This is a genomic window from Bacillus sp. BR3(2024) (assembly GCF_039134555.1).
In the GTDB taxonomy this organism is placed as follows: Bacteria; Bacillota; Bacilli; order Bacillales; family Bacillaceae_G; genus Bacillus_A; species Bacillus_A cereus.
On sequence record NZ_CP152433.1, the window covers coordinates 1,536,052 to 1,558,878 of the forward strand.

The window sequence follows — 22,827 nt, forward strand, 5'->3', positions numbered from 1 at the left end:
GATATTTTATTAGTTGAAATCGCAAATAAGAGGGATATAAATTCATACGAAAGTATGAAAAAAAACAGCTCATATTTGAGCTGTTTTTCTATAGTTTTTCGTTCATTTTTCAAGGATAGGATATATTAATATCCGTATCCGCCGCCACCCCAACAGCTACATCCGATGATGATTAGAAGGATGAATAGTACGATAAGCAAAGCAAATCCACCGCCGAAACCAGCGCAACTTCCACCATAACTCATATGTTTTCCTCCTTTTTAGTAAGTTAATCTATATGGTTCATGGACTACTATATACAGTATGTTTTTTGTATAGAAAACGAGCCAGTCTCATTTATAATTAGACAAATGCCTGTAGATTCATTAGGATTGCATGTTAGTGATTTGTAAATAAACCTTTACGTAATTCATAATTTAGGCATAAAAAATAAAAAATTGTAAAAAAAACCATTTTCTTATTTTTTTATGAGAGAATATGTACTATAATTTTACAAGTAATATTATGGGAAAAGGGAGTTTTAGTATAGAGATGGAGATGGGACAATTAAAAAATAAAATAGAAAACAAAAAGAAAGAGTTAATTCAACTTGTTGCGAGACACGGATTGGATCATGATAAAGTTTTGTTATTTAGTCGTGATTTAGATATACTTATTAATAAGTTTATGAACATAAAAGACAAAGTGCATAAATGAAATTTATAGTTTTTTATATTAAGATGTTTCACAGGAAGGAGAGGAAAGTAATTGGAACATTTACAGGAAGAATTGTATAAACAAATAAAAGAAGAAAAAGGTACAGTTACAATTTTCTTAAAGAGTGGCGTTAGAATAGTAGGAGAAATTGTTGGAGTGGATAAATTTACAGTTTTAATCTTAGTGGATGGAAAACAACAGCTTATTTATAAGCAGGCTATATCAACAATAATGAAATAAGACACTCTTGTTGAGTGTCTTATTTCATTATTGCTTGCATGCCTCAACATCAATGCCGGCAGCAATTAACTTCTTTTCTCCATCTTGTTCAATAATTTTTTGTAATTTAGATAGGAAAGAATCAAAGTTTGTATGCTTTGCTACTTGGAACGTCATTTTATGTTCAATTGGTAGCCACGTATCAATATCAGCTTCGTTATGCTGGATTTTCACCTCAAGTTTATCGAGTGCATTAGCAACTTGTGCTTCGTACGTTTCTTTCGCTTCAAACTCCATCCATAAGTCATATAATTCCTCGCCGAGAGAACCTGTTAACGTTTGTTTAATATTTAAAATAGCCTCCAGTTCATTTTTTTGTTTTTGTAGCTGTAATTCATGACTATTCATTGTATCAAATGCAGGGATATCACCAGCTTCGGCTTCGACTAGGTCGTGAATAATAACCATTTTAAGTAATTTCTCAATATTTACTTTTTGATCCAAATAAGGTTCAACTAAAATGGCCATTAGAGACATACGCCATGTATGTTCGGCAACACTTTCTTGACGTCCGTTGGAAAGCCAGCTATGTCGCATTTCATATTTTAGTTTTTCTGCTAATGCAATGACTTGTAAAATGTTGTGTTCCATCGTGATCCTCCTCATTTATTCATAATATAATTCTAATATAGAAATGAAATGTGTCAATTTCATGAGTATATTGCGATAAACAGATGATAAGCGTATAATACATGTTATATGTGAAAACGTATTATTAAAATAAAAAAATGTTATATAAAAATGGAAAGGAAAGGGCAGAAATATGGGAGAGAAAAATCAAGTATTAGCTAGACCACAAAGAAGAAAAAGGAAGTTTGATATTTCTAGCCCAGTGGGCATTATAGTAGGTTTCATTATAGTGATAGCGGCAATTATGCTTGGCGGCGGTGGAATAAAAGCTTTCAAAAACTTTTTAGATGTTTCATCTATTTTAATTGTCATAGGGGGAACAACAGCGACAATTGTTGTGGCATATCGATTTGGAGAAATAAAAAAATATACGAAAAGCATTTTTACTGTTTTACATAGAAGAGAAGAAGATTTAGAACAGTTAACGGATTTGTTTGTCGATTTTTCGAAAAAGTCTAAAAAGCACGGCTTGCTTTCTTTAGAGGTAGATGGAGAGCAAGTGGATAATCCTTTTATTCAAAAAGGAATTCGATTAATGTTAAGCGGTTACGATGAAGATGAATTAAAAGAAGTGTTATTGAAAGATATTGAAACGGAAGTGTATGAGTTAAGAAAAGGAGCAGCATTATTAGATAAAATTGGTGATTTTGCTCCAGCTTGGGGCATGATAGGGACTTTAATTGGTCTTATCATTATGCTCCAAAACTTACAAGATACATCGCAAATTGGTACAGGGATGGCAGTTGCGATGTTAACGACATTATATGGGTCTGTACTTGCGAATATGATTGCAATCCCTCTTGCGGAAAAAGTATATCGTGGTATTGAAGATTTATATACAGAGAAGAAGTTTGTAATAGAAGCAATTTCAGAATTGTATCGTGGACAAATCCCTTCTAAATTAAAGTTGAAACTGGATACATACGTATACGAAACAAAGGTAAAAAAGGTAAAAGGAGCAGCCTAATATTTCAAGGAGTGGTATGATGAGTAAAGGACCGCAAAAGGGATCGCCTCGTTGGATGACGACTTTTACAGATTTAACGATGTTATTATTAACTTTCTTTGTATTACTAGTTGCTACATCAAAGCAAGATGCAGTAAAATTGTCAAAGATGCTTGAAAAGTTTAGTGATACGGGGCAAGTAGATGCAAAAGTAATGGAAAATACAATACCAGATATTTCACATGAAAAAAATGATGAAAAAATGATCTCAAAAAAGAGAATGGATGAATTATATAAGAAGTTAAAAGCGTATGTAGATAATAACGGTATTAGTCAAGTGAATGTATATCGGGAGGATACAGGGGTAAGCGTCGTTATAGTAGATAATTTAATATTTGATACAGGCGATGCAAACGTTAAGCCCGAAGCGAAAGGGATAATAAGTCAATTAGTTGGATTTTTTCAATCCGTACCTAACCCAATTGTTGTAGAGGGACATACAGATAGTAGACCTATTCATAACGAGAAATTTCCTTCTAATTGGGAGTTATCTTCAGCACGAGCGGCAAATATGATTCACCATTTAATTGAAGTGTATAATGTGGATGATAAAAGGCTAGCTGCGGTAGGATATGCAGACACAAAGCCAATTGTACCAAATGATTCACCGCAAAACTGGGAAAAAAACCGTCGCGTTGTTATTTATATAAAAGAGTAGTATATTATTATTTTAATAATAAAATAATAAAAATACGAAAATTCTTTTAAAAAAATATTAAATTTTATCATTTTATTTTGTATAATGAGTGAGAATGATAAGGTGAAATATTAAGATATATTTATACATAGAAGGAGAGAATTAAAAAGAATGGCACATAAAATTTTAGTAGTAGACGATGCGATGTTTATGCGAACGATGATTAAAAACTTATTAAAAAGTAATGCTGACTTTGAAGTTATCGGCGAAGCAGAGAATGGGGTAGAAGCGATTCAAAAGTATAAAGAACTTCAACCTGATATTGTAACATTAGATATTACTATGCCAGAAATGGACGGGCTTGAAGCATTAAAAGAAATTATTAAAATTGATTCAAGTGCAAAGGTTGTTATTTGTTCTGCAATGGGACAACAAGGTATGGTATTAGATGCAATTAAGGGCGGGGCAAAAGACTTTATTGTAAAGCCATTCCAAGCCGATCGTGTAATTGAAGCTTTAACAAAAGTAGCAAATAGTTAATATAGAAGGGGTGCCACAAGGAATCAAAACAGTGATAGCGGATCGACGTGTGGCCCCCTTTTTTCTCATTATAAAACACTAAATTGTTATACATAAATGAAATGTTTGTTAGACAGGTAGGGGATAAAAATGCAAACAGATCTATTAAATATATTTTTCGAAGAGTCAGAAGAACATTTACAGTCGCTAAATGAAAATGTGCTAGTGTTAGAGCAAAATCCTGCTGATATGGATGTTGTGGGAGAAATATTCCGCTCCGCTCATACATTCAAAGGTATGTCTGCGAGTATGGAATTTACGGAGATGGCTGATTTAACGCATAAGATGGAAAATGTGTTAGATGAAATTCGTCATGGAAATATAGTTGTAAATGCGGATATTATTGATGTGATTTTTGAGTGCATTGATAATTTGGAGAAGATGGTTGCAGATGTGCAACAAGGTGGAATGGGCAATATTGATGTAGCCTCAACTAAACAGAAATTAGAAGTGTTATTGAACGGCAATGTAGAAACTCCTACGGAACATATAGAGCAAAATCATATAGACAACGATGATGCAGTTTCGCATGAAGTGCATATAACAGTTGAACAGCAAGCGATTTTAAAAGCAGTACGTGCCATTATGTGTATTGAAGCATTGCAAAATGTAGGGAATATACAAAAAACAGCTCCGAGTATTGAAGAAATTGAAGCAGATGCTTTTGGATTTGAATTTACAGTATTTATGGATACGGATTGTAGTATAGAAGAATTGAAACAAGTAGTACTTCATGTTTCTGAAATTGAGAAAGTGGAAGTAAAGCAAGGAGAACCTATATCGAAGGAAGTAGCTTCTAAAAAAGTCGTTACACAAGAAGTTGTGCAAGTAGAAGAAAAGCTACAACCAGCTGTGGCTACGCAGGTAGAATCACCAATAGAGGTAATGAATCAACCTTCAAGTGCTATGCCAGCTAAAAGTACTACAAAAACGAAAAATGCTAAAGTGGAGAATCGTTCAATTCGTGTTCAATTAGAGAAAATCGAAAGATTAATGAATATGTTTGAAGAAAGTGTAATTGAACGTGGGCGCATTGATGAATTGGCTCAAACGATTCAAAACAAGGAGCTAATTGAACATTTAAATCGATTAGGCGATATTTCAAAAGATATTCAAAATGTACTATTAAATATGCGTATGGTGCCGATTGAAACTGTGTTCAATCGTTTCCCGCGTATGGTACGTATGTTAGCGAAAGATTTAGGGAAAAAAATCGATTTACAAATTACAGGTGAAGATACTGAAGTAGATAAAATTGTTATTGATGAAATCGGTGATCCGCTCGTTCATTTAATTCGAAATGCAATCGATCACGGTGTTGAAACTGTTGAAAAACGACGTGATGCAGGTAAAAATGAGACAGGTACGATTAAATTAGAAGCCTTTCATAGTGGAAATCATGTCGTTATTCAAATTACGGATGATGGAAACGGTATTAATAAAGGGAAAGTATTAGAAAAAGCGATTAAAAATGGCGTTGTAACTGAAGCAGATGCGAATAGATTAACAGATCGTGAAGTGTTTGATCTTATTTTCCAACCAGGATTTAGTACAGCTGAAGTTGTATCAGATCTTTCTGGACGCGGTGTCGGATTAGATGTTGTAAAACATACGATTCATAGTTTAGGTGGACATTTAATTATTGATTCTGAGGAAGGAAAGGGAAGTACATTTAGAATTGAACTTCCATTAACGTTATCTATTATTCAATCTATGCTTGTTCAAACTAATGATAAGCGTTATGCTTTACCTCTTGGAAATATCGTTGAAGCAATTCGAATTAAGAGAGAAGACATCCAATCCTTACAAGGAAAAGATGTGTTAAATTATCGTAATCAAATTATTGAAGTGAAACATTTAAGTACTGTATTTGGTGAAAAAACAGTAGATGAGGCGTTTGCGTCATATGATGGTCAAATGGTTCCTGTGTTAATTGTTCGTAATACACATCGCAGCTATGGACTTATTGTAAACACAATTATCGGTCAAAGAGAAATAGTCTTAAAGTCATTAGGTGACTTCTTTGCAGAGAGTTCTAACTATTTCTCTGGTGCGACGATTCTCGGTGATGGACGAGTGGTCCTCATTTTAAACCCAGAAGGTTTATAATAGGAATGAAGGAAAGCTCCCCACTTGTATACAATTGGGGAGCTTTTTGGCTAATCGCTACGAATCTAATAATGGGAATACATACATATTAACGTTTTATATAATAAGTTTGTTAAAATTAAATGAGAGTTTATATTATTTGATAGAAAAACAGAAATGAGGAGGCAGGGAAAATGCCTGAGCAACACACAAAAGGGGATACGAGCACGATTGTGCTAGAAAAAGAAAATGAGCATTTAACGCCTCAAGAATGTGATATTCTTGGCGAAATTGCAAATATATCATTTGGTTCAGCTTCGACTGTATTATCAACAATTTTAAATAGGCAAGTAAGCATTACTGCTCCTCGCATAGAGTTGGTAGATTTATATGATTCAAGAGATGTCGAAGTTCCACATGTTGTATTAAACATTCATTTTACAAAAGGATTAGATATGGAAAACCTTCTTGTCCTTAAGCAAGATGTTGCATTATCCATTGCTGATTTAATGATGATGGGAACAGGTGAAGTGGAGGACGGAAAAGAACTTGGTGAATTAGAGCTAAGTGCTGTACAAGAAGCGATGAATCAAATGATGGGATTCGCAGCTACATCTATGTCGGAATTCTTCCAAGATACAGTAGATATGTCTCCGCCGACGATTAAAGTTGTAAAGTTATCAGAAGAAATGGAGAAAATTTCTGAAATCGATGGGAATCATACGATTGTTAAAGTGTCGTTTGATTTAAAGATAGATAATCTTGTAAACTCTAAACTTGTACAAATTGTTTCAGTTGATCATGCGAAACAAATGGTAAATAAATTAATGCAATTATCTGGTGAAGTAGAAGAAACAGTCGAACCAGCAGAAGTAGTGGAAACTGAGATTGTAGAAGAACAAGTTGAAAAAGAGCATTTAACACAAGAAGAGAAAGATGTACTTGGTGAAATTGCAAATATTTCAATTGGTTCCGCTTCAACAGTATTGTCAACGCTTTTAAATCAGCCAGTTACAATTAGTACACCAAATGTGGAAGCAATCAATGTTCGTCATTATGATGGAGTACCAGTGCCATTTGTTATTTTAAATGTTGACTTTGTTGAAGGGCTAAAGAATGAGAATGTATTCGTATTTACGAAAGATGTCGCCTTAACAATGGTAGATTTAATGATGATGGGAACAGGGGAAGTTGATCCGGAAAAAGAGCTTACTGAATTAGAACTGAGCGGTATTAAAGAAATTATGAACCAAATGATGGGTCACGCTGCTACGGCGATGTCAGAAATGTTCCAAGAAAAAATGGACATGACGCCGCCAAATGTTAAATTTGTAACGTTAAAAGAAGAAATGGAGTATTTGGGAGAGTCAATGGAAGTGGACGAACTCGTTCAAATTACGTTCAATCTTGAAATTGGTGATCTGCTTCAATCGAAAATGTATCAAATTTTACCAATTTCTGAAGCGAAAGAAATGGTAAGGCGACTTCTGTATCCAATGGTGGAAGAAGAAGAGATTGCCACAGAAGAAATTGAAGAAGAAAAAATTGTAGAACCAGTTGTGCAACCTATTGAATTTAAAGAAGTAAAACAAATGGAACCAGTATATATGGACACGTCCATTCTACAAAATGTAGAAATGAACGTGAAATTTGTATTTGGAAGTACAGTGAAAACGATTCAAGATATATTAAGTTTACAAGAAAATGAAGCAGTTGTACTAGATGAGGATATTGATGAACCAATTCGTATTTATGTAAATGATGTATTAGTGGCGTATGGTGAACTTGTAAATGTAGATGGATTTTTCGGAGTAAAAGTGACGAAATCACTATAAGGCATTGAAATAGGAGTTTGAACTAGTAGATGAAAAACGTAAAGTTTTTTCTAATGAGTTGGCTATGCATACATGTGTGCTTGTTCTTCCCCTTGCAAAGTCAGGCTGAGGAACAAATTGAGTCAGATCAAAAAATAAATGAAGTGAATGTACAAGAAGAAAATAAGGAATCTCAAGAATCGTCAGAACAAGTGGAAACGAAACAAGATGAAGAGAAACAAAAAGAAGAGAAACAAAAAGAGGAGAAACAAAAAGAAGCAGAACAACAAGAAGTAGTAAATAAACAATTGAGTGAAAGAAAGATAGAAACAGAACAGGGAATTATTACAGTAAATAAGCCGGAGCTTAAAGTTGGCGAAGAGGTGCGAATTGCTGTAGAACCAAATGGGAAAAACATTCAAAGTATGGAAGGTATATTGCAGTTACAAAAAAATGGGGAGCAATATGCGCAAGAAAGAATGTTATCTTTTGAGTATGATGAAGAAACGAAGAGCTGGGTTGCTAACTATAAAGCAGGGGATTTTGATTTGCAAGGTGATTGGAATCTTCAGCTCGTTCAAAGTTACAAAGAGAATGAGAAAGAAGAGCTCATAAAAAATGAAGTGAAAGTCCCGCTCATTCGTATTAAAAATGAAACGCCAACTATAGATAAAGAATTGCCAAAGTTACAGAAAGTTACTATTGATGAAGTAAAAGAGAACTTAGTTGAACGAAAACAGGGAGATTCTATACATATACGAGTAAAAGCGTCAGATATAGAATCGGTTGTAAAAGAAGTGCGCGTTACATTAAAAGGGAAAGAAAATAAAGAGCTTTCCTTTTTATTAGACTACAACAAGCATGATATGGATTGGCAAAAAGTATTTGAAATAACAGAAGCATTGCCGGTTGGGCCATACGAATTACTTGTAGAGATAATAGATGCAGCAGGTAATAAACTTGTTGAGGAAAGTGAATATACCATTTCTGTTTTGGTGCCAAAAAACGAAGATGATAAAAAGATAGAAGAGAAAGAAAAAGAAGAAAAATTAGATAATAAACTAGAAAATGAATTAGAAGATAAGAAAGAAAATGAGAAACAAGAAGATTCGAAAGTCAAAAACCCGCTTCCAGAAGAAAATTTGCCAGTTGTTCAAATTCCGACGCAAGATGAGATAGTAAATAAGTTTATAAAAGAACCGTTGAAAGAGAAAGAGGAATTTACTTACGTTATAAAAGAGCCGTTCGAAGACAACAAGGAAGTACATAAGGGGAAGGACCAAAAAGAGAAAAATAACAAACAAGTTGCCTCTAAAAAGAAAGAACAAAAAGAAGAACCGAAAGACAAGAAAGAAGAAAAAGGTGAACAGGGAGTGCAAGCTTCTGATGTGTTTACTATCATGTCAGGTTTATTCGTACTGTTTTTAGTTTTAAAGAGTAATAAAGAATGGGGCTAATTATTTCATAGTAGTGGAGGCGCTTAAATGGAGATTAAACGTACGACAATTGAAGATAAGGCGTTACAACCATTAAAACAGCCTGCAGCTATTTCGGAGCATGAAATCCAGAAAGAACGAAAGCGTAGCAATTTAGTGTTTACTGGACAGTCTAAAATTATTTCGAAAAATAATGAAATAGGTATTTTACTTGCAAGTTTAAGTGATGGAAAGATTATGAAGGAAATGCTTTCTAAAGAGATGGATACAGTGTTACAACTTTTTAAAAAGTTACACATGTTATCTGGAGAAGGTAAGCAAACAGAAAAAATATTTGAACAAGTAATTAGAAGCCTACAAGGGCTTGTTAAGCAGGCGCATATAAAAGAACTTCCTTTGTTAGATGGAACATATGATTTCGCTGAAGTACAACTATCATTTGGTAGAAAAGTACATATTCCGTTACTAGATGTGAGTGCACTTATCTCTAGAGTGGAAAGTGATTCTTCAGAAGGAAATATAAATTTGATGGTAACGGTTATTACTGCTTATATAACGAAACTGTCTAACGAAACAATTTTAATTAGCGTTACAGACCGTATTGCTAAAAATCGGGATGTAAGTGTATGGAGAGCGCTTGCGGAAATGAACATGACACAATTGTCACAGGCGTTGAAACATACGGTGCAAGAACATAAATGGTCTATGACGTTTCTTTTTCTCTTTATATGGATTGTCGGTATTATTTTAATTCGAGTTATGTAAAAAGGTCGTCACTCCATTGTGACGACCTCTTTTATATTTTTTCGTAGAAGAATGTATCAAATCGCTGAAGATTGTAACGTTCGGGTGTTAAAATTTGTTCCGTACTACCAACAAATAGTACACCGCCTTTTCGTAAAGAACGACTAAATTTTTCATAAAGTTTTACTCTTGCTTCTTCTGTAAAATAAATCATTACGTTACGACAAATAATCAAATCATAATTTGTATCGAACGACTGCATTAAAAGGTCGTGCTGTTTGAACGTAACGTTTTGTTTAATGTTTTGATGCAATGAATATATATCATTCTCTTTTGTGAAATGACGTTCTTTCAAATCATTAGGTAATTCCTTCAGAGAACGTTCTGTATATTGACCGCGTTTTGCGGTTTCTAAAATATGAAAATCAAGATCTGTTGCTTGAATTTCAAAACGAAATGGAGCTAGATGCTTTGATAAAATTAAAGAGAGTGTGTACGGTTCTTCACCAGCAGCGCAAGCGGCACTCCATACCTTTAATTTTCCGCTATTTTGTTCGAGTAATTTTGGTAGTGCTTTCGACTCTAAAGTTTGCCAGCGTTCTTTATTTCTAAAAAACTCTGAAACGTTAATTGTAATATAGTCAATAAAATTTAAAAATAAATTTTGATCAGCGCGTAATTTGTTTAAAAAATTAGTGTAGTTTTCGAAGCCTTTTCTCGAAATGAAAGCATCGATTCTACGGCGCATTCTATCTTGTTTATAAGAAGCGATATCCATATTGAATTGTTGTTTAAAACTCGCGATAAAATGATCATAATCTTGTTCAATTATCATATTTACAATGGGCACAATAATGATATTGTGCCTCCCCCTTTACATCATACGAATTTTTTGTTCAAAGCTTTTTTTCATTTGCTTTTCATGTAATCCTGGTAAATCATAAATGACAGCATCAATACCTGCTTCTTTTGCAACATCGACAGGGATAACAGATGTATGTTTGTCCCCATTATAAAAACAGAGAACTAAATCAGTGTCTTCAATAATTTGTTTAACAAAAAACATATAATCTGATCGGTAAATGGAGTCAGAAGGATGATCAAAAGCAACATATTCGGCTCCGTGTTTTTTTAAGTAATCAACGACTTCTTGAAATTCATCTGTTATTGCTTGCAATGGTTGCAGCGTGTAAAGGCATAAATTTTGAGCGAGTCTTTCATTCTCAACGAAAAAACGAAGAACCTCATTTTCAATAGATTTATAACATAATATGTAAATTTTATGTTTGTGAGCATAGTCAGTTAGAAATTTTTTAATTTCTTCTTGATCTAATGCTGTTAATTGATTTGAACCACAAAGGAAAATATTCATAGAATTGTGCCACCTCATGCTAAATTGTAACATATCTTTTATAAAAAATAACTGCAAAATATTACTGTTCAGAGTATAATTATAAATAACTGGATTTTACGATTAAGTTTAGGAAGAAATAAAAAAATAAATAGGTGATATATATGCTACGTTCTATCTCGCATAATCCAATTTTATCGCATATACCGCCTGCTACTCAAATGCCGAAAGAAGCAAATGTCAGGACAGGACTTGCATTTTCGGATAATTTGCATGCAGATCCGAAAAAAGATAAATTACTAGAACAAATGGAAGCGTTTGTCGATAATATTGGAGAAATTAAAGAGAAAATTGAAATGGAATTAACGCTTGATAATGTAATGGAATACAAAAATACAGTAAAATCATTTTTGAATTTTTACGTTGATAATGTATTGCAGTATAAAGATGTCATGTCTCGTCACCCACGTTACGGATATTCACAGAAAATGACGATTGTGAAACAGGCAGAAATGGGATTGAATGAATTAGAAGATGTGATGAATTTAATTAATACGAAAACAGGACATTTAGAAATGTTAAATCAAATTGGAGAAATCCATGGTTTAATTGTGAATTTAGTCTTGTAAAAGGAAGGAAGCTATATGTACATACAATTATATGAAAAACTCGTTATTATTCAAAAAGCGTATGAAAATATTCAAGCGCTTGGAGAGCAAATATATGAGAATTTAAAAAATAAAAATGTAAATGCAGTTCAAAAGTTGCAAGTAGAGCAATTGCAGTACATTGATGGTTTAAAAGGGTTATCAAGCTCATTTGAAGAAATGGTTGTTCAGTTCTGTAAAGAACAAGGAGTTGAATCGTTTCGTGTAAGTGCGTTATTTTCGTATTTTTCTCAAGAAGAAATTGAAAAAATGGAAGAATTACAAAAAAACGTAACTGAATTAGAAGAGAATGTAAAAATGATTCTTTTGAAAAATCAATATTACTTAAACGTACTATTAAAAACTACAGAAAGTATTGTGGATTCTGTTTCTGAATATAACTTAGAGCGAAACAATAATTCGCAAATCTTTATGAACGAACTATTGTAAAGGAGAAGTGAAGCTTTATGAGATTATCTGATTATAATACACCGCTATCGGGCATGTTAGCGGCTCAAATGGGGTTACAAACAACGAAACAAAACTTGTCTAACATTCATACACCGGGTTATGTGCGTCAAATGGTGAATTACGGATCTGTTGGAGCAAGCAATGGTCATACGCCAGAACAGAGAATTGGTTACGGTGTACAAACGCTAGGTGTTGACCGTATTACTGATGAGGTAAAGACGAAGCAGTTTAATGATCAATTATCTCAGCTCTCTTACTATAACTACATGAATTCGACTTTATCACGTGTAGAGTCTATGGTTGGAACGACAGGAAAGAATTCATTATCTAGTTTAATGGACGGTTTCTTTAATGCCTTTCGTGAAGTGGCGAAAAATCCAGAACAACCAAACTACTACGATACATTAATTTCTGAAACTGGGAAGTTCACAAGTCAAGTCAATCGTCTTGCGAAAAACATAGATACAGTGGAAGCACAGACGGCAGAAGATATTGAAGCGCATGTTAATGAATTTAATCGTCTTGCTGCTAGTTTAGCAGAAGCGAATCATAAAATTGGACAAGCAGGTACACAAGTGCCAAATCAACTTTTAGACGAACGAGATCGCATCGTTACAGAGATGTCTAAGTATGCAAATATAGAAGTATCTTATGAATCTATGAATCCTAATATCGCGAGTGTTAGAATGAATGGTATTTTAACAGTAAATGGACAAGATACATATCCACTTCAATTAAATAAAGAAAAAGACCCAATGTCAGTTGAGATTTACGGTTCAGAAATCAATGTAACTAGCGGTGCGATAAAATCAGCGATTGACACGAAAGCGAAGATAGTTGATTATAAAAAAAATCTTGAAGACTTAATGAGTTCGATGAAAAATCAAGTGAATACAGTGATGGGAAAAGATTTCTTCGTTGGAGATCATGCGAAAGATATGAAGTTAAATCCAGAATTCCAAAAAGATATTTCGAAAATGAAAATATCTGCTGAAACAGCAAATAAACTAGCAGCAGTTACAGAGGACGATTATAAAGAAGGTCTTTCTTATAAACAAGCATTAGATCAATTTATAGTTCGTGTTGCATCTGATAAAAGTGCAGTAAATGGTTATCAAAAAATTCATGGCGACTTACTAGAAGGTATTCAACAAGAAAAAATGAGCGTTGAAGGTGTAAATATGGAAGAGGAAATGGTAAATTTAATGGCCTTCCAAAAATATTTCGTCGCAAACTCTAAAGCTATTACTACAATGAATGAAGTGTTTGATAGTCTATTTTCGATTATTCGATAAGTGATAATAATTGATTGGAAATATATAAGGAGGAGATAGAAATGAGAGTATCTACATTTCAAAATGCAAACTGGGCAAAGAATCAGTTAATGGATTTGAATGTGCAACAACAATACCATAGAAACCAAGTAACTTCAGGGAAGAAAAATCTTCTTATGAGTGAAGATCCACTAGCAGCGAGTAAATCATTTGCGATTCAACATTCATTGGCGAATATTGAACAAATGCAGAAAGATTTAGCTGACTCAAAAAATGTATTAACACAAACTGAAAATACTTTACAAGGTATTTTTAAATCTTTAACGAGAGCAGATCAATTAACGGTACAGGCATTAAATGAGCCAAATGGTGAAAAAGAATTGAAAGCCATTGGTGCAGAGATTGATCAAATTTTAAAACAAGTTGTATATTTAGCGAATACGAAAGAGCAAGGTCGTTATATTTTCGGTGGTGATAGTGCAGAAAAGTCACCATTTACAGAAGATGGTACGTACCAGGGCGGAAAAAATGATGTGAACTGGCAATTAAATGATGGTTATGAATTAAAGGCATTTCGTAACGGAGAAGCATTATTATCACCGGTTATAAAAACGTTAAAACAGATGAGCGAAGCGATGCAAAAAGGTGACCAAAAAGCGTTACAACCGTTATTAGGAGAAAATAAGAAAAACTTAGATGGCATCATTAACCGTACAACTGAAGTTGGTTCAACAATGAACACAATGGAGACGTTTAAAACAATTTTAAGTGAGCAAAATTTAGCGCTTCAAGAAAACCGTAAAGAAATTGAGGATGTCGATTTAGCGGTCGCGATTTCTGACTTGGCATATATAAATGCAACGTATGAAGCGACGCTTAAAGCGGTTAGTACGATGAGTAAAACAAGTATTTTAGACTACATGTAATCTATAAGGAGTGAGAAAAATGGCAGGAACAACGATGACAGGTATTGGTGGTAGACAACAAATTTGGAACCTCGGAAATAATATAATCGATACTTCTAATCTAGTAGAATTAGAGATGCAAGCGTTAGATATGAGGAAAACACCGTATGCTACTGAAAAGCAAAAACTTACGCAAGATAAACAAGTATATGCAAGTTTAAAGACACAATTTAATCCTTTTACTCAAGTGTTTAAAGATTTAGCAGCTTTTAAAGGGAATGAGAAAAAAGTAACGACAACACAAGAAGGCTACATTAATGTGAAAGCTGATGGTGGGGCGATTGCAGGAACTTTTAATATGACGATTACACAGCTTGCACAGCGTCATCAAATAGCTTCAAATGACATTAAAGATATAAATGCGAAGCTTCCTAAGGATGAAACATTAAAACTAGGCGGTAAAGAATTAAAAGTAACAACTGATATGACATATAAAGATTTAATTAATAAGATTAATGATGGAGATTATGGCGTATCAGCTTATACACTTGGAAATAAAATTTTCATGACCTCGAAAAAAGAAGGAACAGATGGAGTAATTAAGTTTGAGGGGAACACATCTACACTATTTCAAGATATTGGTTTAGCTAATGCGGATGGCCTAGCGCTTAATACAATCAATGAAGCACAAAATGCTAAATATAGTATTAATGGTATTACAGATGAAAGTTTTACTAATACAATTGAGGCTCTTCCGGGCGTGAAAATTGAATTGTTAAAAGTAACTGAGCCGAAAGTAGAAGGGACACCAGATACCGGTACAACCACAGATCCAAAAACAAAAGGTGTAGAATTAAAATTTACGGTAAGTGATTCCAATGTAACAGACACAGCCAATATTATTAAAAAGATGGTAGCAGAGTATAATAAAGCAGTTTCTACAGTTGACCTTTTTGCTGGGAAAGATGGAGTTTTCCAAGGGCAGGTAATTATGCAAAGCGTACGTCAAGCGATGAACAATGTTGCAACATTTTCTCAAGATGGTAATTATTTATTCACATTTGGTATTCAATTAAAGCAAGATGGAACGATGGAAGTTAATGATGAAAAATTAACACAAGCACTAAAAGAAAAACCCGATGCAGCGAAGCAATTTTTCTTTAGTTCTAACGGTTTAGGAAAAATGATGGAAGAACCACTTGATAAAATATTCGGTGATAAAGGTGTAGTTGGAGAACGTGTAAAAAACATTGATTCGCGTGTAAGTGATTTAGATAAAAAGATTAAAGATATTGAAACGCAAAACTTGCAAAAGCAAGATGAAATTGTGAAGAAGTATCAAAAGCTAGAGAGTACATTAGCAGCGCTTGATAGCCAACTAAAAACAATTAAAGCAATGACAAAACAAAAAAGTGATGATTAATGAAAGTTGAGGAAGTGATCGTATGCAAGCATGGCAACGTTATATGCAAAATGATATTATGACGAGTAATCCGATTAAAAATACAATTTTTATTTATGAAAGATGTATTGTAGAGTTTCGTAATTTAGAAGAACTTTTACATACTTTTAAACTTCAAGAAGGGGACGCACTTCTTGAAAAATTAGAACGTATTTTTGAAGAACTAAAGCTTCAATTAAATCCTGAGATTACGAAAGATTTATATGATAGTCTCTATGGTTTATATGATTGGATTAGCATTCAAATTCAAACGATGAAAGTAACGCGTGAAGCGAAAGATATTGATGCAATTGTGAAAGTGTTACAAGATTTAATAGACGGTTACCGCGGAGCACTTGAAAATGAACAATGATATTTATCGGACGTTTGTCAGCTGTTTTAATGAAATCGGTGAATTGCAAGTGTCAGACAGAGAGTTTGCTGAGAAGAGTGAGATGTTAAATCGCTGGATGATGACATTGGATGAAGAAACGCGTGCACAAGTTGCAGCAGAAGTAAGCCCGTTCATTATTAAGGCAGCACAGCATATTCGGGATAAGCAAAAGATTTTGGAAGAAATGATTATGACAAATGATGGGCGAATGAAGGCTAATTCATTTTACGGTAAATATTAATAATAACGTCTGGAAACAGGTTCCCCTTTTAAAAGGGGGTCTATTCCTTCGTTTACATAAAGAACCCGCTGATTGAGGTTTCATTTTATGACTGTGATGAAATAATAATTGTAATCTAAATAATAGAAAAATGGACTTTAGTTTATATATTGAAATGTTCTATAGATTACTGTGTGTATACAGTTTTTTGCATTCTTTTTTATATTTTTATATTTTTCTAAAGACAACAATGAAAAAATGGAATAAAATATGTAAGGGTACATAATAGTAAATATTTTAATAAATGCATATAAGAAAATAAATAATGAAGTGAAACTTCTATCAGTGGATCATTAAGTTAGAAAAGGAAGGGTGTGGAATATGCCAGATTTAGTGAGTGATGTAAGCCATTATATGAATTATTTAGTGACGAAACGAAATACGGTTTCTAGTAATATTGCAAATGCGAATACACCTGGCTATAAAGCACAAGATGTAACATTTGCTGAGCAGATGAATAAAAGTAGTGCGTTATATAAAAACAATGCGGCTGATTTAAAGAGTAATCCAGATTTATATCAAACGAATGAAATGCACTTGCCGACAGTAAATACGAAAAATACATATGCAAAGATTCAAACAAAATCAATGCAAACAAATAAAGACGGAAATAGTGTGGATGTAACGACAGAAATGCTAGATTTAATGAAAGCAAATCAGTTATACGGTATTTCAATTAACGCAATTAATACACAATATGCAATTAACCAAGCGGCACGCGGACGTTAAAAGTAGAAGGAGAGACAACGGATGTTTCAGGCAATTAATGCAAGTGGCTCAGGACTAACGACAGCGAGAAAGTGGATGGAAGTTACTTCTAACAATATTGTAAATGCAAATACGACGGCGGCTCCGGGGGCAGATTTATATGAGCGTCGTAGTGTGGTGCTAGAATCAAACAATAGTTTTGCAAGTATGCTAGATGGGGCTCCTACTAACGGAGTAAAAATAAAAAGTATTGAAGCAGACAAAACGGAAAATTTAGTGTATGATCCGACGCATCCGCACGCAAATGAAGAAGGATATGTACGTTATCCCAATATTGATGTAACTGCTGAAATGACGAATGTAATGGTTGCTCAAAAAATGTATGAAGCGAATACGAGTGTATTAAATGCGAATAAAAAAATGCTTGATAAAGATTTAGAAATCGGCCGAGGATAAGGGGGAAGATAGTAATATGAAAATTCAACCAATGTTACATACACAACCATTTGGAGCAATTCAGTCAATTGGTGCACCGAAAACTTCTCAAACATCTGTAGTTGAGGGGGAAAAGTTTATTGATTTATTGGAAGATATGAATCAAACGCAAAACAATGCACAAACAGCAGTATATGATTTATTAACTAAAGGGGTAGGAGAAACACATGACGTTTTAATTCAGCAAAAGAAAGCTGAATCTCAAATGAAAACGGCTGCTCTCGTACGTGATAATCTTATTGAAAATTATAAGTCACTAATTAATATGCAAATTTAGGAAAGTGGACGGGTGTGTTTAAATGGAAAAGATGAAAAATGTTATCCAATCGTTAAAAACGTGGCATAAGTTAGTAATCGGTGCTGCGCTTTTAGCGATTGTAACAGGAGCACTTTTATACTTCACCTTGCCAGATAAATATGTTGTTGTATATCAAAATTTAAATGATGCAGATAAACAAGAGATTACAGCAGAATTATCGAAGTTAGGTGTCGATTACCAATTAGCGGCCGATGGTTCAATTCGTGTGCAAAAGAATGATGCTCCATGGGTTCGAAAAGAAATGAATGGGATGGGCTTACCGTTTAATTCGAAAAGCGGTGAAGAAATTTTATTAGAAAGCTCTCTCGGTTCAAGTGAACAAGATAAAAAAATGAAGCAAATTGTCGGTACGAAGAAGCAATTGGAACAAGATATTGTAAGAAACTTTGCGACAGTTGAAACGGCAAATGTTCAAATTACATTGCCTGAAAAAGAGACAATTTTTGATGAAGAAAAAGCGAAAGGAACAGCGGCGATTACGGTTGGAGTGAAACGTGGACAATTGTTAACAGCTGATCAAGTTGCAGGTATACAGCAAATGATTAGTGCAGCGGTTCCTGGTGTGAAAGCAGAAGAAGTAAGTGTTATTGATAGTAAAAAAGGTGTTATTTCAAAAGGAGCAGATGAAGCACATTCTAGTAGTTCCTCTTCTTATGAGCAAGAAGTAGAGATGCAGCACCAACTTGAAGGTAAATTAAAGCAAGATATTGATGCAACGTTAATGACGATGTTTAAACCGAATGAATATAAAGTGAATACGAAAGTATCTGTAAACTACGATGAAGTTACACGTCAGTCAGAGAAATATGGTGATAAAGGTGTACTTCGTAGTAAACAAGAGCAAGAGGAAAGCTCTACTGCGCAAGAAGGGGCAGATACGAAGCAAGGTGCTGGTATTACAGCGAACGGTGAAGTGCCAAACTACGGTACGAACAATAATCAAAATGGTAAAGTTGTCTATGATAATAAAAATGGCAACAAAATCGAAAACTATGAAATAGATAAAACAGTTGAAACAATTAAGAAACACCCAGAATTAACGAAAACCAATGTTGTTGTATGGGTAGATAATGATACGTTAGTAAAACGAAGAATTGATATGACAACTTTCAAAGAAGCAATCGGAACAGCGGCAGGACTTCAAGCTGATCCGAACGGTAACTTTATAAATGGTCAAGTTAACGTTGTAACTGTTCAGTTCGATCAGCCGAAAGCTGAAAAAGAGAAAGAGCCAGAAAAAAGTGGTATGAACTGGTGGTTATTCGGTGGAATTACAGCTGGCTTATTAGCAATCGGTGGTCTAGTATGGTTCTTATTAGCAAGACGTAAGAGAAAGAAAGAAGAAGAGGAATATGAAGAATACTTAGCAGAAGAGGAAGTGGCTGCAAGTAATGAAAGTATCTTGGAAATTCCTGAAGAAAAAATAGTGCCAGAGCCAAAACCTGAACCAGAAGAACCGAAAGAACCAACGTTAGATGAACAAGTGCAGGATGCTACGAAAGAACATGTAGAAGGTACTGCAAAAGTAATTAAAAAATGGTTAAACGGACAGTAAGGGAGGAACAACGATGTTAGATGAAATCTCCTCCAAAGAAAAAGCTGCCATCCTCATTCGTACATTAGACGAAGGGGTGGCAGCAAAAGTCATTGAATATATGACAGCTGAGGAAAAAGAAGTATTACTTCGTGAAATTGCGAAGTTTCGTGTATATAAACCAGAAACGTTAGAGAATGTACTAGGAGAGTTCTTATATGAATTAAATGTAAAAGAATTGAACTTAGTCACTCCAGATAAAGAGTATATTCGTCGCATATTTAAAAACATGCCAGAAGACGAACTGGAAAAATTATTGGAAGACCTTTGGTATAACAAAGATAATCCATTTGAATTCTTAAATTCACTTACAGATTTAGAGCCACTTCTTACAGTGCTTAATGATGAGTCACCACAAACAATTGCAATTATCGCTTCTTATATTAAACCGCAACTTGCGTCTCAATTAATTGAGAGATTGCCAGATCATAAGCGAGTAGAAACGGTAATGGGTATTGCGAAGTTAGAACAAGTTGATGGTGAATTAATTAATCAAATTGGTGAATTGTTAAAAACGAAATTAAATAATATGGCATTTAGTGCAATTAATAAAACTGATGGCTTGAAAACAATCGTAAACATTTTAAATAATGTTTCACGAGGTGTTGAAAAAACAGTCTTTCAAAAGCTGGATGAAGTCGATTATGAGTTATCTGAGAAAATTAAAGAAAATATGTTTGTCTTTGAAGACTTACTTGGTCTTGAAGATCTTGCGCTTCGCCGTGTATTAGAAGAAATTACAGATAACGGCGTTCTTGCGAAAGCACTTAAAATTGCAAAAGAAGAAATTAAAGAGAAATTATTTACATGTATGTCTTCAAACCGTAAAGAGATGATTCTAGAAGAATTAGATGGCTTAGGACCGCTTAAGATGACGGATGCTGAAAAAGCGCAGCAAACGATCACTGGTACAGTGAAAAAGCTAGAGAAAGAAGGAAGAATTATCGTTCAAAGAGGTGAAGAGGATGTCCTTATTTAAAAACAGAATTCCGAAGAATTCTGTTTCTTTTTCTGAAGAAACGTATGAATTACAATTTCCAAAACCAGCTTCAGTCCAAATAGAAGAGGAAGAATTACAAGCTGATCATGCAGAGCTTCGTGCCCAACAAGAATCATTACATATGGAAATGAATCAGCTAAGGCAAGAGCAGCAAATGCTAGAACGAGAGCGTCAGCAGTTATTACAAGATAAAGAACAATTTCAAATGCATATTCATGAACAAATGGAACAGATGGAAGCAGCGCGTGTGCAGTTTCAAAAAGAACAACAAGAAATAGCGTATGAATGGACAGAGTTATTATGGGATCAATCATTTCATTTAGCAGAAAAAATCGTGAATCAAGCGGTAGATTCACGATTGCTTGATGTGTTACCTATTTTAACTGGCATCGTGCAAACATTGCCAACTTCGTTTGAAAAATTAATCATTACAGTACATCCAGAAACGTTTGAACGTATTCAAGAAGAGAAGGAGAATACGAAAGAATATTGGTTACTACAATTAGTAGAATGGAAATATGATTTCTCCCTGCAGTTTGGTGAATTTGTTCTGGAAGAAGAGAAAGAGTTCTTTGAATTTAAATTTGCACCTATATTTGCGAAACTTCGTCAGAAATGGGAAGAAGAGAAGTTATTTGAGGAGCAAAATGTATGAGCCGCCTGTTAATGAATGAGAACGAAAAATGGAATAAGTTCATTGAAACACCGCTGTATACAAAAGTAGGCAAAGTTCATAGTGTACAAGAACAGTTTTTCGTAGCAAAAGGGCCGAAAGCGAAGATTGGTGATGTTTGCTTCGTTGGAGAACATAACGTCTTATGTGAAGTGATTGCCATTGAAAAAGAAAATAATATGCTACTTCCATTTGAACAGACAGAAAAAGTATGTTATGGAGATTCAGTGACATTAGTTTCAGAAGATGTTGTTGTACCACGTGGTAATCACTTGCTCGGAAAAGTGTTAAGTGCAAATGGTGAAGTGTTAAATGAGGAAGCTGAAAACATTCCATTACAGAAAATCAAACTAGATGCACCGCCTATACATGCATTTGAACGTGAAGAGATTACCGATGTATTTGAAACAGGAATAAAATCAATTGATTCTATGCTAACAATTGGTATCGGTCAAAAGATTGGTATTTTTGCTGGGTCAGGTGTTGGTAAATCAACTTTACTTGGAATGATAGCAAAAAATGCAAAAGCTGATATAAATGTTATTAGTTTAGTAGGAGAACGTGGCCGGGAAGTAAAAGACTTTATTCGAAAAGAGTTAGGCGAGGAAGGTATGCGAAAAAGCGTCGTTGTTGTAGCGACTTCAGATGAAAGTCATCTTATGCAACTTCGTGCAGCGAAACTCGCAACGTCTATTGCTGAATACTTCCGTGATCAAGGTAATAACGTATTACTTATGATGGACTCTGTTACTCGTTTTGCCGATGCACGAAGAAGTGTTGATATTGCTGTTAAAGAGTTACCGATTGGTGGTAAAACACTGTTAATGGAAAGTTATATGAAGAAGTTGTTAGAGCGGTCCGGGAAAACACAAAAGGGATCTATAACAGGTATTTATACGGTACTTGTTGATGGGGATGATTTAAATGGCCCTGTACCAGATTTAGCACGTGGTATTTTAGATGGACATATCGTATTAAAGCGTGAGCTTGCAACGCTTAGTCATTATCCTGCAATTTCAGTATTAGATTCAGTAAGTAGGATTATGGAAGAAATTGTTTCACCACATCATTGGCAACTTGCAAATGAAATGAGAAAGATTTTATCAATTTATAAAGAAAATGAATTGTATTTTAAGTTAGGAACGATTCAAGAAAATGAAGAAAATGCTTATATTTTTGAATGTAAAAATAAAGTAGAAGGCATAAATACATTTTTAAAGCAAGGCCGATCGGATAGTTTCCAATTTGATGATATCGTTGAAGCGATACAGCATATAGTATAAGGCCTCTGCCCAAGAGGTCTTATTTTTTTGTTTTTTAATATTTCACAGATTTTTTTGGAAAAAAACTATATAATAGAAAAAGA

The 22,827-nt window shown here is 34.1% G+C and carries 27 protein-coding genes; 23 read left to right on the top strand and 4 right to left on the bottom strand.

Annotation, left to right across the window (positions count from 1 at the left end; genetic code table 11):
- Positions 1-125: 125 nt before the first annotated feature.
- Positions 126-245 (bottom strand): YjcZ family sporulation protein, encoded by a 120-nt coding sequence (locus tag V7S45_RS07995; RefSeq protein ID WP_000120179.1) that lies wholly within the window; start codon positions 243-245, stop codon positions 126-128.
- Between the two features lie 232 nt (positions 246-477).
- On the opposite strand from V7S45_RS07995, the gene V7S45_RS08000 reads away from it, so the two are divergent.
- Together V7S45_RS08000 and hfq are read left to right on the top strand one after the other, a co-directional pair.
- Positions 478-696 (top strand): aspartyl-phosphate phosphatase Spo0E family protein, encoded by a 219-nt coding sequence (locus V7S45_RS08000; RefSeq protein ID WP_000291688.1) that lies wholly within the window; start codon positions 478-480, stop codon positions 694-696.
- Positions 697-747: 51 nt separating this feature from the next.
- A complete protein-coding gene (gene hfq, locus V7S45_RS08005) occupies positions 748-936 on the top strand; it encodes an RNA chaperone Hfq (protein WP_025688342.1) in 189 nt (62 codons plus the stop codon).
- Positions 937-963: 27 nt separating this feature from the next.
- Here the strand turns inward: hfq and V7S45_RS08010 are convergent, their stop codons facing one another.
- Positions 964-1,566 carry an HD domain-containing protein gene (locus V7S45_RS08010; RefSeq protein WP_025688340.1) on the bottom strand — a complete coding sequence of 201 codons (603 nt, stop codon included), beginning with the start codon at positions 1,564-1,566 and terminating at the stop codon, positions 964-966.
- Positions 1,567-1,738: 172 nt separating this feature from the next.
- Here V7S45_RS08010 and V7S45_RS08015 point away from each other — a divergent pair, with 172 nt between their 5' ends.
- The 7 genes from V7S45_RS08015 to V7S45_RS08045 all read left to right on the top strand — a co-directional run bounded on the left by V7S45_RS08015 (position 1,739) and on the right by V7S45_RS08045 (position 9,930).
- On the top strand, positions 1,739-2,572 hold the full coding sequence (locus V7S45_RS08015) for a flagellar motor protein MotP (protein ID WP_000504191.1): 834 nt from the start codon (positions 1,739-1,741) through the stop codon (positions 2,570-2,572).
- A 19-nt stretch (positions 2,573-2,591) separates the two neighbouring features.
- Positions 2,592-3,269 carry an OmpA family protein gene (locus tag V7S45_RS08020; protein WP_000033627.1) on the top strand — a complete coding sequence of 226 codons (678 nt, stop codon included), beginning with the start codon at positions 2,592-2,594 and terminating at the stop codon, positions 3,267-3,269.
- A gap of 150 nt (positions 3,270-3,419) precedes the next feature.
- Positions 3,420-3,788 (top strand): response regulator, encoded by a 369-nt coding sequence (locus V7S45_RS08025; protein WP_000940565.1) that lies wholly within the window; start codon positions 3,420-3,422, stop codon positions 3,786-3,788.
- Between the two features lie 129 nt (positions 3,789-3,917).
- Positions 3,918-5,936, top strand: coding sequence for a chemotaxis protein CheA (locus V7S45_RS08030; protein ID WP_342761729.1), 2,019 nt, complete (start codon positions 3,918-3,920; stop codon positions 5,934-5,936).
- A gap of 173 nt (positions 5,937-6,109) precedes the next feature.
- Positions 6,110-7,750, top strand: coding sequence for a flagellar motor switch protein (locus V7S45_RS08035; protein ID WP_001115002.1), 1,641 nt, complete (start codon positions 6,110-6,112; stop codon positions 7,748-7,750).
- A 29-nt stretch (positions 7,751-7,779) separates the two neighbouring features.
- Positions 7,780-9,186: a hypothetical protein gene (locus tag V7S45_RS08040; protein WP_025687637.1), complete on the top strand. Its 1,407-nt coding sequence runs from the start codon at positions 7,780-7,782 to the stop codon at positions 9,184-9,186.
- Between the two features lie 27 nt (positions 9,187-9,213).
- Positions 9,214-9,930 (top strand): hypothetical protein, encoded by a 717-nt coding sequence (locus V7S45_RS08045; protein ID WP_025687638.1) that lies wholly within the window; start codon positions 9,214-9,216, stop codon positions 9,928-9,930.
- Positions 9,931-9,961: 31 nt separating this feature from the next.
- On the opposite strand, the gene cheR is transcribed toward V7S45_RS08045, so the two are convergent.
- Both cheR and V7S45_RS08055 read right to left on the bottom strand, forming a co-directional pair.
- On the bottom strand, positions 9,962-10,744 hold the full coding sequence (gene cheR, locus V7S45_RS08050) for a protein-glutamate O-methyltransferase CheR (protein ID WP_000582875.1): 783 nt from the start codon (positions 10,742-10,744) through the stop codon (positions 9,962-9,964).
- A gap of 39 nt (positions 10,745-10,783) precedes the next feature.
- Positions 10,784-11,281, bottom strand: coding sequence for a flagellar motor switch protein FliG (locus tag V7S45_RS08055; RefSeq protein WP_001020110.1), 498 nt, complete (start codon positions 11,279-11,281; stop codon positions 10,784-10,786).
- A gap of 143 nt (positions 11,282-11,424) precedes the next feature.
- Here V7S45_RS08055 and V7S45_RS08060 point away from each other — a divergent pair, with 143 nt between their 5' ends.
- The 14 genes from V7S45_RS08060 (at position 11,425) to fliI (ending at position 22,744) form a co-directional block, all read left to right on the top strand.
- On the top strand, positions 11,425-11,889 hold the full coding sequence (locus V7S45_RS08060; RefSeq protein ID WP_000946323.1) for a YaaR family protein: 465 nt from the start codon (positions 11,425-11,427) through the stop codon (positions 11,887-11,889).
- 15 nt (positions 11,890-11,904) lie between these two features.
- Positions 11,905-12,357, top strand: a complete 453-nt coding sequence (locus V7S45_RS08065; protein ID WP_000275878.1) for a hypothetical protein — start codon at positions 11,905-11,907, stop codon at positions 12,355-12,357.
- Between the two features lie 17 nt (positions 12,358-12,374).
- Positions 12,375-13,673, top strand: a complete 1,299-nt coding sequence (gene flgK, locus V7S45_RS08070; protein ID WP_025687639.1) for a flagellar hook-associated protein FlgK — start codon at positions 12,375-12,377, stop codon at positions 13,671-13,673.
- Positions 13,674-13,714: 41 nt separating this feature from the next.
- A complete protein-coding gene (locus V7S45_RS08075; protein ID WP_001266403.1) occupies positions 13,715-14,578 on the top strand; it encodes a flagellar hook-associated protein 3 in 864 nt (287 codons plus the stop codon).
- 19 nt (positions 14,579-14,597) lie between these two features.
- Entirely contained in the window at positions 14,598-15,980 is a 1,383-nt protein-coding gene (locus V7S45_RS08080; protein WP_025687640.1) for a flagellar hook-associated protein 2, read from the top strand.
- 22 nt (positions 15,981-16,002) lie between these two features.
- Positions 16,003-16,371: a flagellar protein FliS gene (locus tag V7S45_RS08085; RefSeq protein ID WP_001149516.1), complete on the top strand. Its 369-nt coding sequence runs from the start codon at positions 16,003-16,005 to the stop codon at positions 16,369-16,371.
- Positions 16,361-16,633: a hypothetical protein gene (locus V7S45_RS08090; protein ID WP_001058088.1), complete on the top strand. Its 273-nt coding sequence runs from the start codon at positions 16,361-16,363 to the stop codon at positions 16,631-16,633. The genes V7S45_RS08085 and V7S45_RS08090 overlap by 11 nt, the downstream gene beginning before the upstream one ends.
- Positions 16,634-16,993: 360 nt before the next feature.
- Positions 16,994-17,401 carry a flagellar basal body rod protein FlgB gene (gene flgB, locus V7S45_RS08095; protein ID WP_001113108.1) on the top strand — a complete coding sequence of 136 codons (408 nt, stop codon included), beginning with the start codon at positions 16,994-16,996 and terminating at the stop codon, positions 17,399-17,401.
- A gap of 21 nt (positions 17,402-17,422) precedes the next feature.
- Positions 17,423-17,836, top strand: coding sequence for a flagellar basal body rod protein FlgC (flgC, locus tag V7S45_RS08100; RefSeq protein WP_000484680.1), 414 nt, complete (start codon positions 17,423-17,425; stop codon positions 17,834-17,836).
- Between the two features lie 16 nt (positions 17,837-17,852).
- Positions 17,853-18,152 carry a flagellar hook-basal body complex protein FliE gene (gene fliE, locus V7S45_RS08105; protein WP_025687641.1) on the top strand — a complete coding sequence of 100 codons (300 nt, stop codon included), beginning with the start codon at positions 17,853-17,855 and terminating at the stop codon, positions 18,150-18,152.
- 22 nt (positions 18,153-18,174) lie between these two features.
- Positions 18,175-19,749, top strand: coding sequence for a flagellar M-ring protein FliF C-terminal domain-containing protein (locus V7S45_RS08110; protein ID WP_025687642.1), 1,575 nt, complete (start codon positions 18,175-18,177; stop codon positions 19,747-19,749).
- A gap of 13 nt (positions 19,750-19,762) precedes the next feature.
- Positions 19,763-20,767 (top strand): flagellar motor switch protein FliG, encoded by a 1,005-nt coding sequence (gene fliG / locus V7S45_RS08115; RefSeq protein WP_000883356.1) that lies wholly within the window; start codon positions 19,763-19,765, stop codon positions 20,765-20,767.
- Positions 20,754-21,443, top strand: coding sequence for a FliH/SctL family protein (locus tag V7S45_RS08120; protein WP_000051695.1), 690 nt, complete (start codon positions 20,754-20,756; stop codon positions 21,441-21,443). Before fliG ends, V7S45_RS08120 begins: the two co-directional genes overlap by 14 nt.
- Positions 21,440-22,744 (top strand): flagellar protein export ATPase FliI, encoded by a 1,305-nt coding sequence (fliI, locus tag V7S45_RS08125; protein WP_000088693.1) that lies wholly within the window; start codon positions 21,440-21,442, stop codon positions 22,742-22,744. Before V7S45_RS08120 ends, fliI begins: the two co-directional genes overlap by 4 nt.
- The last annotated feature ends 83 nt before the right edge of the window (positions 22,745-22,827 follow it).